Annotated in this window: 12 protein-coding genes; 7 read left to right on the top strand and 5 right to left on the bottom strand. The window is 42.3% G+C overall.

The annotated features are described in order from the left end of the window. Positions 1 to 233: 233 nt before the first annotated feature. Entirely contained in the window at positions 234 to 1,157 is a 924-nt protein-coding gene (locus tag QT716_RS13570; RefSeq protein WP_317936631.1) for a peptidylprolyl isomerase, read from the bottom strand. 144 nt (positions 1,158 to 1,301) lie between these two features. On the opposite strand from QT716_RS13570, the gene QT716_RS13565 reads away from it, so the two are divergent. Further along, positions 1,302 to 1,403 (top strand): YjcZ family sporulation protein, encoded by a 102-nt coding sequence (locus QT716_RS13565; RefSeq protein ID WP_082003340.1) that lies wholly within the window; start codon positions 1,302 to 1,304, stop codon positions 1,401 to 1,403. Between the two features lie 49 nt (positions 1,404 to 1,452). Here the strand turns inward: QT716_RS13565 and QT716_RS13560 are convergent, their stop codons facing one another. The 4 genes from QT716_RS13560 to QT716_RS13545 form a co-directional block, all read right to left on the bottom strand. After that, positions 1,453 to 1,644 (bottom strand): hypothetical protein, encoded by a 192-nt coding sequence (locus QT716_RS13560; RefSeq protein ID WP_398293538.1) that lies wholly within the window; start codon positions 1,642 to 1,644, stop codon positions 1,453 to 1,455. Between the two features lie 53 nt (positions 1,645 to 1,697). Continuing rightward, the gene (locus QT716_RS13555) at positions 1,698 to 2,285 is read right to left on the bottom strand and encodes an HTH-type transcriptional regulator Hpr (protein WP_317936629.1); all 588 of its coding nucleotides are present in this window, start codon (positions 2,283 to 2,285) and stop codon (positions 1,698 to 1,700) included. Between the two features lie 148 nt (positions 2,286 to 2,433). Then, positions 2,434 to 2,790 carry a YtxH domain-containing protein gene (locus tag QT716_RS13550; protein WP_317936628.1) on the bottom strand — a complete coding sequence of 119 codons (357 nt, stop codon included), beginning with the start codon at positions 2,788 to 2,790 and terminating at the stop codon, positions 2,434 to 2,436. 78 nt (positions 2,791 to 2,868) lie between these two features. Further along, entirely contained in the window at positions 2,869 to 3,300 is a 432-nt protein-coding gene (locus QT716_RS13545; RefSeq protein WP_317936627.1) for an HIT family protein, read from the bottom strand. Between the two features lie 119 nt (positions 3,301 to 3,419). Between QT716_RS13545 and QT716_RS13540 the strand changes: the two genes are divergently transcribed. The 6 genes from QT716_RS13540 (at position 3,420) to QT716_RS13515 (ending at position 11,950) form a co-directional block, all read left to right on the top strand. Then, positions 3,420 to 4,169 (top strand): ABC transporter ATP-binding protein, encoded by a 750-nt coding sequence (locus QT716_RS13540; protein ID WP_317936625.1) that lies wholly within the window; start codon positions 3,420 to 3,422, stop codon positions 4,167 to 4,169. Further along, positions 4,153 to 5,361 carry an ABC transporter permease gene (locus tag QT716_RS13535; RefSeq protein WP_317936624.1) on the top strand — a complete coding sequence of 403 codons (1,209 nt, stop codon included), beginning with the start codon at positions 4,153 to 4,155 and terminating at the stop codon, positions 5,359 to 5,361. The genes QT716_RS13540 and QT716_RS13535 overlap by 17 nt, the downstream gene beginning before the upstream one ends. A gap of 75 nt (positions 5,362 to 5,436) precedes the next feature. Then, positions 5,437 to 5,673 carry an IDEAL domain-containing protein gene (locus QT716_RS13530; RefSeq protein WP_317936623.1) on the top strand — a complete coding sequence of 79 codons (237 nt, stop codon included), beginning with the start codon at positions 5,437 to 5,439 and terminating at the stop codon, positions 5,671 to 5,673. Positions 5,674 to 5,803: 130 nt separating this feature from the next. After that, the gene (gene uvrB, locus QT716_RS13525) at positions 5,804 to 7,786 is read left to right on the top strand and encodes an excinuclease ABC subunit UvrB (protein WP_317936622.1); all 1,983 of its coding nucleotides are present in this window, start codon (positions 5,804 to 5,806) and stop codon (positions 7,784 to 7,786) included. Positions 7,787 to 7,792: 6 nt separating this feature from the next. Beyond that, positions 7,793 to 10,666: an excinuclease ABC subunit UvrA gene (gene uvrA / locus QT716_RS13520; RefSeq protein WP_317936621.1), complete on the top strand. Its 2,874-nt coding sequence runs from the start codon at positions 7,793 to 7,795 to the stop codon at positions 10,664 to 10,666. 72 nt (positions 10,667 to 10,738) lie between these two features. Next, on the top strand, positions 10,739 to 11,950 hold the full coding sequence (locus tag QT716_RS13515) for a DUF4097 family beta strand repeat-containing protein (protein WP_317936620.1): 1,212 nt from the start codon (positions 10,739 to 10,741) through the stop codon (positions 11,948 to 11,950). Positions 11,951 to 11,967: the final 17 nt, after the last annotated feature.

Below are 11,967 nucleotides of genomic sequence, written 5' to 3'. Positions count from 1 at the left end.
TGGAAAAGTGCTCATAAACCTGTGGAAGTGCTCATAAATCGCGGAAAATGCTCATAAACTTGGAAAAGCGCTCATAAATCGCGGAAAGAGCTCATAACAAACAAGAAATACTCATGAAAACTAAAAAAGCAAATACACCCCCAGTATCACAATGAATATAAACACACTAACAACACAAAAAAAGCCACATGGCCATCAACACTCTGATGGCTCATGTGGCTATTCTCACAAATTTACTTTTCTTCGCCTTCTACATCTGCTTCAGCGCCGTCTTCTGTAGCTTCTGGATTAGGTTGGTTGAACATATCCAATGCAGATTTCAAGTCTTTGTCTTTTACTTTAACGTCTGCGTCTTTCATAAGCTTCGCTACTTTTTCAACGATTGTATTCGTGTCCGCTTTCGCGAGTTTCAACTCATCTTTAGCTTTTGCTTTTTCAGCTTTTGATGGTTCTTTGTCGTCTGTTTTACGCTTGTCTTCTACTTTGATGATATGGTAACCGAACTCAGACTGAACTGGTTCGCTAATATCGCCTTTTTCCATTCCTTTAGCTGCATCCCAGAATTCTGCAACCATTTTACCTTCGCCGAACCATCCAAGCTCTCCGCCTGACTCGTCAGCGCCGTCTTCAGTAGAGTATTCTTTTGCAAGCTTCGCGAAATCATCGCCAGCGTCTGCTTTCTTCTTCACTTCTTTAGCTGTTTCTTCATCAGCCACCAAGATGTGGCTAGCTTTTACTTCAGTGCTTTTCTCTTCAAGATATTTGTTTAATTCGTCATCGCTTACTTCAATTCCGTCTGTAAGTGCTGCTTCTTGAAGTTTATTCAATTTGATTGCTTTTTTGAATCCATCTTTTGTTTGACCTTGCTGTGCAAGGTATTGATCGAAGTTATCGCCGAGTTGCTTTTCAACATCATCGTACTCAGCCTGCACATCTTTATCAGATACATCATACTTTGATTCGAGGACCTTTTCAATCACCATCATTTGTAGTGCTTGCTCCCCAACAGAATCTTTCATCTCTTGGTAGAACTCACTTTTTGTTATATCTCCATCTTTAGATGTAACGATTGCTTCGTCATCGGAAGCATTCCCAGAACACGCGGATAGAGCTAGAACAGATGCTGCCAATGTGAACGATAGTACTGTTTTTTTCATAGTTTAGATACTCCTCTGTAAATGTAATTAACAAGTGACACTATACCATACAAACGAATGGAGCACAAAAAAGTTCCCACGACATTCGCCTAACACTTGAAAAGGAAGTCGCATAAGATACTAAAGAAGAGAGGGGGTGCTTCAATGAGTGGATATGCTGGAGGTACTGGAGCAGGATCTGGATTTGCTTTGTTGGTTGTCCTGTTCATTCTGTTGATCATTGTAGGCGCGGCTTACCTGTACTAAAAAATGAAAAAAAGTCCATCCCGAACTATTCGGGATGGACTTTTCTATTTTACACTTTCATGAAAACTTCAACGTAAAGTGACAACATCAAAATAGTAATTAATACATTTACAGTTGCATATATTTTATTTTGCTTTTCTTCTGGAATTTCTCGTGATTCGCAGAGCGCGAACGTCATTTTATTGATTTGGAACAAGTAGAATAATGAAAAGAGAACGGTTATTATCAAAATCACGTACATACCCCCTTTGGACATCTCTATTCATCATAGCAGACTCAATGGAGATTTGGGAATTATTTATCCTCTCCGGATGCAAGCTTTAACTCGGGAGGAGTCGTCGTGATTCTGCCGTCACTTTCGTTGAACGTCTCGCCAAGGCTGTCAAAACCGCGTTCGAAAATTTCCATAAAGTCTTCACCGTAAACATTCCGAATGACGGACATTACTTCTAGAAACTCTGGGAATTTACCGTAGATATTTTTAATTGGGAGCGAACCGTCAAGAATTGTATGATGTGAAACAAAATAGTTTTCTGTCATTTCCTTTAGTAATTCTTCACCTTCATCTGTAACGAGCACATATGTATTACGACGATCATCATCTTTTTTGAAGAACTTTAAGTACCCACGCTGCTCTAACTTTTTAGAGAAGTTGAATGCTGTCGAGACATGCATAACACCGAATTTTGCAATATCGGAGATTGTGGCACCTTGTAGATGATAAGCAATCCAAAGTATATGGTGTTCGTTAATATTCAAGTCATAAGGTTTTATCCACTGCTGCCAATCTTTTTCGACAGCTTTCCATAACGCTTTTGACATCTGGGCAAGACGCTGAGTGTAAATCATAGCCTCTTTAATCGAGTATTCTTGTTCGGACATGCTAGCACCTACTTCCTAAATTTTATACATGGGTTCATTATAGCAGGAAAGCAACAAATAAAAAAGTTGGAATTGAAAAATAATTCAATTCCTTTGGATATCCGATACAAATAAAAAAGCATCCCCACTTTGGAGGATGCTTTGGATATTAATGGCTATGCTGAGCAGCAACAGAACGCTCTAATTCTTCAATCGCATTCTGGATTTCCTGAATCTCATTTTCGAGACGGTTCCGTGATCCTGGATCAGCAGTTCGCCATCCGCCAAGTGAATCTTTTACGCCTTCAATTGTACTTGGAACATTTTCGTTAGCGAAGTCTGTCACTGAATCTTTCAGCTCATCGACTCTGCCTTTTACATCTTTAAGTTTAGCTTTTAAATCGGCTGAAGCCGTAGCAACTGTAGACCGCATATCACTTCCCGATTGTGGAGTTGAATAGAGAACAGTCACTGCAGCAGCGACTGATCCAACTGCAAGTCCTGCTATAAAAGTAGAGGTTTTCATTATAGTTCACTCCTTCTATTTGGTATCATTTCCTTGTCTTGACTAGTTAAAACTTAAAAGCAAAGTAAACTAGTGGTTTTACACGCGAGTTTGGAGATTCTTTTTAATGTCTCCTGCAAGTTCTTGAATTCGTTCAGCAGGAAACTCATCTGTTTTCTGGTCCCAAGTCGGACGATAACCGTCTGTTTCATCATATCTTGGAACAAAGTGCAGATGGAAGTGGAACACAGCTTGACCTGCGGCCGCTCCGTTGTTTTGCACGAGGTTCATCCCTGCAGGTTTAAATGCATCCTTTATCGCATTTGCAATGCTGGGTGCCACTGCGAATAAATGCGAAGCCTCTGCAGATGTTAAGTCATATACATTTTCCCTATGAGTTTTAGGGATCAGGAGGACATGCCCTTTCGTGACAGGCATTATGTCCATGAAAGCAATTACGTGCTCATCTTCATACAAAATTTCTCCGGGGAGCTCCCCAGCTGCGATTTTACAAAAAATACATGAGGTCATTTGTACACTTCCTTTCATGAATGTCATTAGTGTAGCATATTTTCAGATAATCGGCATGAGCTGGACAAGGCATTGTTGTTTCAGATTTGGTAAACTATAAGAAGAATGGAGGAAGACGCATGGCAATACTTGACTTGAAAGACGTGACAGGCGGTTATACACGTAAACCCGTCCTGCATGACGTATCATTTAACATTCAAGAAGGTGAATTAGTCGGGCTGATCGGACTAAATGGAGCCGGTAAAAGTACAACGATTAAACACATTATCGGGTTAATGAATCCCCAGGGCGGCGCTATCGAAATAAACGGCGTAACGTTTGAAGAGAATGCGGAAATGTATCGAAAAGCATTCAGTTACATTCCTGAAACACCAATTTTGTATGAAGAGCTGACGTTACGGGAGCATTTGGAGCTCACTGCAATGGCGTATGGCATTCCTCAAGATGTATTTGAAGCAAGATCAGCATCCCTTTTGAAAGAATTCCGTATGGAAAAACGATTAAAATGGTATCCGTCCCACTTCTCCAAAGGAATGAGACAGAAAGTGATGATTATGTGTGCGTTTCTAGCAGAACCGGCACTTTACATTATCGATGAACCGTTCGTCGGACTCGATCCGATAGGAATACGTTCTCTTCTTGCTCAATTGACGGAGCGGACAGAAAATGGGGCGGCTGTTCTTATGTCTACGCACGTGTTATCCACTGCAGAAAAGCATTGTGATCGAATTATTTTATTGCATGAAGGATACGTACGGGCACATGGAACGATGGATGATTTACGAAAAGCGTTTGGGCGACCTGAAGCATCGCTCGATGACTTATACATTGCGATGACAGAGGAAGCAGATTATGAACAGCTTACGTGATGTATGGGGGAATCGTTTCGGTAAATATATCATGGAGCTGCAAAGGTATTTGCAATATGTGTTCACAGGACACTTGGCGATTGTTTTGCTTTTTTCTATTGGTGCAGCAGGCTATGCCTATAGCGAATGGCTGAAAGACGTGCCTGCAGAACTACCAGCGGCCTGGCTTGTCTCAGTACTTCTCGCAGGAGCAACAGTTCTTGCGACGCCTGTTACATTACTGAAACCAGCGGACGCCGTCTATTTACTGCCACTAGAGAAGGAATTGCCGACGTACACGAAACGAGCGTTGAATTGGACATTCTTCTCGAAGCTTCCTTTACCAGTTATTTTGTTCATTGTTGCACTTCCGCTTCTTAGCGCCTATGCCATTGGTGCTAAACCTTTATATGTATTCGTATTCATACTCTTGCTAGTTGTAGAGTGGACGAATGTACATTCTGAATTTCATTACCGTAAAGCAAATGAAGGACAAGGAGTTTGGCAAGACCGCATGCTGCGATTCGTTTTGAGCACGCTGCTCTTTTACGGAGCACTTTCAGGAATTTGGCTGTTATTTGCTGCCATTGTACTAGTCTATGTAGTTTATAGCCTGTCTTGGAAGAAGAAAGCGTTATTAAAACCTTTCCCATATAACCATTTCATTGAATTGGAACAAAATCGAATGATGGGATTTTATCGATTTGCAAATTACTTTACAGAAGTCCCGCACTTAAAAGGATCCGTCAGCAAACGATCTTGGCTTGGTATCTTCATGCCGGACTCAAATGTCGAGCGCACGGATGCACAATCTTTCTTACTCAGAAGGACGTTCATTCGTACAGACGAATCGTTTTGGCTGTGGCTTCGACTCACGGTGCTGTCTATTATTGGCGTGCTGTTCATTCCATTTCCAATTGTGGCATTCATCTTTACAGGCGCGTTGGCGTTCGCATCAGCTATTCAGACTTTGCAAAGCCTGCGGGGCGGTGACGAATTCCGCATGGATATGCTCTATCCAAACACTGAACAAACTAGGGATAAACAAATCTTCCGTTTAACTGAACGAGTGCAATGGATACAAGTGGCTGGCGTAATTATTGCGGCGTTTGTGATTCATGGACTTTCGATAACACCGCTCATTATGGGGGCAGTGGTTCTCATTATTTCAGAAGCCACAATCCGACTAACAAATAAAGAGACACAGGAGTAGGAATATTCTAAAAAGTGCTTGCAATTTATATAGAGAGTTCGATACAATAATAAAAAGGGTTCCGAGGTGAGCGAGATGGAGAATAATTATTCATATGCTGAGTTTCTAAAGGCTGTGGGAAAAAATAGTTCATCAATGCACGCGGAAAAAATGTTGAATGACATCTACATCGATTTGTTCTTGAAGCACATACATCGTGAACAAACTCGAGAGCGATTGCTAATTCAGATTGATGAAGCATTGGAACGTCGAGACAAACCTAAATTTATTGAACTTACCGACTCTCTTCTGAAGTTGGACGAAAAAGATTGATTCGAAGTCGTACGCAATGGCGTACGGCTTTTTATTTTTCTTCAAAAAAACGTACGTTCGCTTTTTGCTTTGGGTTAGAAAGGGAATGTGATAAAATAGATAGTAGAGGAATACTAGGGAGTGACGATTAGTGACAGAGAAATTTGACCTGCAAGCCCCATATACTCCACAAGGAGATCAGCCAGCCGCCATAAAAGAATTAACGGCAGGCATAAAGAATGGTGAAAAGCATCAGACATTACTAGGTGCAACAGGTACAGGTAAAACATTTACAGTATCCAACGTCGTAACAGAGATAAATAAACCTACATTAGTTATAGCGCACAACAAAACTCTTGCAGGGCAACTATATAGTGAATTTAAAGAATTCTTTCCTAACAACGCAGTTGAATACTTTGTCAGTTTCTACGATTACTACCAGCCGGAAGCGTACGTCCCGCAGACAGATACGTATATTGAAAAGGATTCAAGCATAAATGACGAAATCGATAAGCTGCGTCACTCAGCAACAGCAGCATTATTTGAAAGGAATGACGTGCTGATCGTCGCATCGGTCTCATGCATTTACGGTCTCGGTTCTCCAGAAGAATATGGAGCACATATGATTTCACTCAGACCGGGTCTTGAAATCGATCGTAATCAGTTGTTGCGAATGTTTGTGGACAATCTGTATGAACGCAATGATGTTAGTTTTACTCGCGGAACGTTTCGTGTGCGGGGGGACGTAGTGGAAATTTTCCCAGCGTCTCAAGACGAGCGCTGTATCAGAATTGAGTTTTTCGGGGATGAGATTGATCGTTTACGAGAAGTGGATGCGCTGACAGGTGAAGTGCTTGGTGAACGGGATCACGTTGCCATCTTCCCGAATTCCCACTTCGTTACTGGAGAAGCAAAGATGGTGAAAGCGATTGAACGTATCGAAATCGAGTTGGAAGAACAACTTAAAATTATGCGGGACAACGACAAACTATTGGAAGCTCAACGGTTGGAACAACGTACCCGTTATGATTTGGAAATGATGCGTGAAATGGGTTTCTGTTCAGGAATCGAAAACTATTCCCGTCATCTGTCATTACGTGAAGCGGGAGAAACACCTTATACGTTAATCGATTATTTCCCGGATGACTTCTTAATTGTTGCCGATGAAAGCCATGTAACACTTCCGCAAATAAGAGGGATGTATAACGGCGACCAAGCGAGAAAGAAAGTGCTGGTTGAGCACGGATTCCGTCTGCCATCCGCATTGGACAACCGTCCGCTCATGTTTGAAGAATTTGAAGAGCATGTGAACCAAGCAATTTACGTATCCGCTACTCCCGGGCCTTACGAAATTGAGCATACGCCTAAAATGGTGGAACAAATCATTCGTCCGACAGGCCTGCTCGATCCAATCATTGAAGTTCGTCCTATTGAAGGTCAAATCGATGATCTTCTGGATGAAATCAACATCCGTGCACAAAGAAATGAGCGAGTGCTCGTAACGACGCTTACTAAAAAAATGTCGGAAGACTTAACCGATTATTTGAAAGAAGCAGGAGTGAAAGTGAACTACCTGCACTCTGAAATTAAGACCCTGGAACGTATCGAAATCATTCGTGAACTTAGACTCGGCACGTATGACGTCTTAGTCGGCATTAACTTGTTGCGGGAAGGTTTGGATATACCTGAAGTATCACTAGTCACCATACTCGACGCGGACAAAGAAGGATTCCTGCGGTCGGAACGTGCATTGATTCAGACGATTGGCCGTGCTGCACGTAACTCTGAAGGCCGGGTTATTATGTATGCGGATCGATATACAGACTCTATGAACAAAGCCATTGATGAGACCCAGCGCCGCCGTGAAATTCAGATGGCGTATAACGAAGAACACAATATCACGCCTAAAACCATTCAAAAAGGAATTCGTGATGTCATTCGCGCAACACAAGCAGCCGATGAATCTCTGTCCTTTGTCGATAAAGTAACAGAAGGTAAGAAACTCACGAAAGAAGAAAAGGCTACATTACTCGCATCGCTTGAAAAAGAAATGAAAGACTCTGCAAAAGCGCTCGACTTTGAACGTGCTGCAGAACTGCGCGATACAATCTTGGAATTGAAAGCAGAAAGGTGAGGAAGTATGAAAAATACTGAACTTTATATTCAAGGCGCACGTGCGCATAACTTGAAAAACATTAACGTCACGATTCCGCGGGATCAGTTAGTCGTGATGACTGGGCTTTCCGGATCCGGAAAATCCTCGCTTGCTTTTGACACAATCTATGCAGAAGGACAGCGGCGCTACGTAGAGTCGCTTTCCTCCTATGCGCGCCAATTCTTAGGACAGATGGATAAACCAGACGTCGATTTAATAGAAGGCCTTTCTCCTGCAATTTCAATAGACCAGAAAACGACGAGTAAAAATCCGCGCTCTACTGTAGGAACAGTAACGGAAGTTTACGACTATTTACGTTTGTTATACGCAAGAGTCGGCAAACCGATTTGTCCGAATCATGGTATTGAAATCACTTCACAGACAGTCGAGCAGATGACAGACCGTGTTCTTGAACTGGAAGACCGTACGCGCATTCAAATTCTAGCTCCCATCATTTCTGGCCGTAAAGGAACTCACGTGAAATTACTAGAAGATTTGAAGAAACAAGGATACGTAAGAGTGCGTATTGACGGGGAGACATTCGATTTAGATGATAATATCGAACTTAACAAAAATAAGAAACACAATATTGAAGTGGTTGTTGACCGGGTCGTTATTAAAGAAGGCATTGCTGGCCGATTAAGTGATTCACTTGAAGCAGCACTTCGTCTAGCTGAAGGTACTGCACTTGTCGATGTCATTGACGGAGAAGAACTGTTGTTTAGTGAACATCATGCATGTCCAATTTGTGGATTTTCAATCGGTGAACTAGAACCTCGGATGTTTTCGTTCAACAGTCCGTTTGGTGCATGTCCTGACTGCGATGGTCTTGGAGTGAAATTGGAAGTGGATCCTGATCTCGTCATCCCGGACCCGTCCCTTTCATTAAAAGACGATGCGATCGTTCCGTGGATTCCGACAAGTTCCCAATATTACCCGGAACTCTTGAAAACCGTTGCGAAGCATTACGACATTTCAATGGATTGTCCCGTCAACGAATTAGCGACAGAGGACCTAAACAAAATACTCCATGGTTCCCAAGATGACAAAATCAGATTCCGTTATACAAACGAATTCGGACAAACACGCGATAATGCCATTTACTTTGAAGGAGTCTTGTCCAATGTTGAGCGTCGCTTCAGAGAAACCTCTTCTGATTATGTACGCGAGCAAATGGAGAAATATATGGCACAGCGACCATGTCCATCATGTGACGGGTACCGTTTAAAGCCAGAATCACTTGCTGTGAAAGTAGACGGGATTCATATAGGGCAAGTTACAGAAAAATCGATTGTCGAAGCACGGACGTTTTTTGACAGCTTAACTCTCTCGGAAAAAGATGCGCAAATCGCAGAACTGATTCTTCGTGAAATTAATGAACGACTTGGATTCCTAGTAAACGTGGGTCTTGATTACTTAACACTTTCGCGATCAGCAGGAACGTTGTCAGGCGGGGAAGCCCAGCGGATTCGGCTTGCTACACAAATCGGTTCCCGCTTAACAGGCGTACTCTATATTTTGGATGAACCGTCGATCGGACTTCATCAGCGGGATAATGACCGGCTTATTAATACATTGAAAAGCATGCGCGATATAGGAAATACACTCATTGTCGTCGAGCACGATGAAGATACGATGATGGAAGCAGACTATCTAATTGATATCGGACCTGGTGCAGGTGTAGCCGGCGGTGAAATCGTCTCGGCTGGAACACCGCAAGAAGTGATGGATGATCCTAATTCACTTACCGGCCAATATTTAAGCGGGAAACGTTACATCCCATTGCCAATCGAACGGCGCAAACCGGACGGCCGTAAAGTGTCAATTAAAGGTGCTTCTGAAAACAATCTTAAAAAAGTGAATGTCGATTTTCCGTTAGGGCAGTTCATAGCGGTCACGGGTGTTTCAGGTTCAGGTAAGAGTACACTTATTAACAATGTTCTCCATAAAATTTTAGCTCAAAAGTTAAATCGCGCGAAACAACGGCCAGGGACGTATAAAAGCGTAGAAGGATTGGAAGAATTGGAAAAGGTCATCGAAATTGACCAATCCCCAATTGGCCGTACACCGCGTTCCAATCCTGCAACTTACACAGGGGTGTTCGATGATGTCCGTGATGTCTTTGCGATGACAAACGAAGCTAAAGTCCGCGGATACAAAAAAGGACGCTTCAGTTTTAACGTAAAAGGCGGACGCTGCGAAGCGTGCCGCGGAGATGGAATTCTAAAAATAGAAATGCACTTCCTTCCTGACGTCTATGTACCTTGTGATGTCTGTCACGGTAAACGATATAACCGGGAAACTTTAGAAGTGACGTATAAAGGGAAAAACATTGCGGATGTATTAGAGATGACTGCAGAGACGGCTTCAGAGTTTTTCGAAAACATTCCTAAAATCCAACGTAAACTTCAAACGATTGTGGATGTAGGTCTTGGTTATGTTCAATTAGGACAGCCCGCGACAACTTTGTCGGGCGGGGAAGCACAGCGGGTGAAATTGGCTTCTGAACTTCATAAACGTTCAAATGGGAAGTCGTTCTATATTTTAGATGAGCCGACTACAGGGCTTCATGTCCATGATATCGCGAAGTTATTGAAAGTATTGGAACGACTTGTCGACTCAGGGAATACAGTTCTCGTCATTGAGCACAATTTGGATGTCATCAAAACCGTCGATCATATCATTGACTTAGGACCTGAGGGCGGTGACAAAGGCGGCCAAATTATCGCAACGGGTACACCTGAACAAGTCGCAGAAAACAAAAAGTCGTACACAGGAATGTATTTGAAACCGATTTTAGAACGGGATCGCAAAAGAATGACGGATCGACTGGAACAAGCAGAAAATCCAGTCACATGAAACTTTTTCCTATCGCAGTCGTATAGATAGTAAGGGAACGAGCATCACCAGTCCACTAAGGAGGCGGAGAAAATGCAAAACGAACGAAAACGCATTTTAACTATGCTTGAAAACGGAACGATATCTACTGACGAGGCCCTCACATTACTAGAAGCATTATCGCAATCAGATTCTGCAGCCAAGCCTGCAAGTGTTCAAACGGAACAGTCGAAGGAAAAAGAGAGCCCGGCATCAGAGGAAGAAAAAACTGAGCAAGAGGATCCTTTTAAAAAGCAGAAAAACTCTTCTGAAGACCAGTCAACTAAATATGGAAAAACCAGTGCCTCTGCTGAAGAATTTATGGAGGATCTCCGTAAAGACTTAACCAGTGTGGGGGATCAGTTTATGCAGTTCATGCAAAGTGCAGTACAGAAAGTAAAACAGTTTGATATGGATAACCCTTTCGGTGCTGCTGTTAAGTTTGAGCATAGTGAACAAAAAGACGGAAAAGATATTGAAGAACTGATTTTGGATATCGATAATGGAAAATTGTCGATTGTTCCGGGTGATAGTGAAGAAGTTTCAGCTGCGTTCTCTGTGAAAACTTTTACATCTAATTCTGAAGAAGAGGCGAAGAAGGATTTCGTTGAGAAACTCATTTTTGTAGCAGATGACAAAACACTTAGAATTTCAAGCAACTCAAAAACGATACAAGTCAATACGGTGCTAACCGTTCCTAAAAAAGTGTACCGTAAAATTTCAGTTCGATTGCTGAATGGCGGACTTGAAGTGCGCAATTTGGAAACTGACGTACTGCGTGTAAAGACTGCAAACGGTAAGGTCAATGCAAGTTATGTGAATTCAAAAGAAGCAGAGATTGAAACACTGAATGGTGAAATTCGTCTGTTAAGTTTTGATGCGGTTAAACTCGATGCTCAAACGATGAATGGGCTGATCTACATCGATGGTAAAGTAAAAGAAGCAGAAGCACGAACGCTTAACGGACCAATTTCTGTTACTTCTAAGCACGATAAGCCTGAAAAACTCGAAGCCAAAAGTGTTGGCGGTAATATAGAATTGTATGTACCGAGTACTCATTCTTTGGTGGGAAGCGTTACGTCTACGATTGGCAGTCTCAGCTTGAAGCTGCCCGATGTGGAGAAAACATCCAACCAAGATCAGCTGTTACATCGTTCTATCAACTTTAAAAAAGAGGTTCAGGATTCTCCATCCGATCTACATGTATTTGCTGAATCTAAAACAGGTTCAGTACTTGTTTGCTACACACCTGAACAGCATGAGTAACTAACAAATCCACCTTC

Origin of the sequence: Sporosarcina aquimarina, from assembly GCF_033253705.1 — a bacterium.
In the GTDB taxonomy this organism is placed as follows: domain Bacteria; phylum Bacillota; class Bacilli; order Bacillales_A; family Planococcaceae; genus Sporosarcina; species Sporosarcina aquimarina.
This window is presented reverse-complemented; position numbering and strand designations above follow the sequence as displayed.

Bases quoted from the DNA above. Each gene is read 5' to 3' on its own strand.
- QT716_RS13570 (WP_317936631.1), bottom strand. From the start codon at position 1,157: ATGAAAAAAACAGTACTATCGTTCACATTGGCAGCATCTGTTCTAGCT.
- QT716_RS13565 (WP_082003340.1), top strand. From the start codon at position 1,302: ATGAGTGGATATGCTGGAGGTACTGGAGCAGGATCTGGATTTGCTTTG.
- QT716_RS13560 (WP_398293538.1), bottom strand. From the start codon at position 1,644: ATGTACGTGATTTTGATAATAACCGTTCTCTTTTCATTATTCTACTTG.
- QT716_RS13555 (WP_317936629.1), bottom strand. From the start codon at position 2,285: ATGTCCGAACAAGAATACTCGATTAAAGAGGCTATGATTTACACTCAG.
- QT716_RS13550 (WP_317936628.1), bottom strand. From the start codon at position 2,790: ATGAAAACCTCTACTTTTATAGCAGGACTTGCAGTTGGATCAGTCGCT.
- QT716_RS13545 (WP_317936627.1), bottom strand. From the start codon at position 3,300: ATGACCTCATGTATTTTTTGTAAAATCGCAGCTGGGGAGCTCCCCGGA.
- QT716_RS13540 (WP_317936625.1), top strand. From the start codon at position 3,420: ATGGCAATACTTGACTTGAAAGACGTGACAGGCGGTTATACACGTAAA.
- QT716_RS13535 (WP_317936624.1), top strand. From the start codon at position 4,153: ATGAACAGCTTACGTGATGTATGGGGGAATCGTTTCGGTAAATATATC.
- QT716_RS13530 (WP_317936623.1), top strand. From the start codon at position 5,437: ATGGAGAATAATTATTCATATGCTGAGTTTCTAAAGGCTGTGGGAAAA.
- uvrA (WP_317936621.1), top strand. From the start codon at position 7,793: ATGAAAAATACTGAACTTTATATTCAAGGCGCACGTGCGCATAACTTG.
- QT716_RS13515 (WP_317936620.1), top strand. From the start codon at position 10,739: ATGCAAAACGAACGAAAACGCATTTTAACTATGCTTGAAAACGGAACG.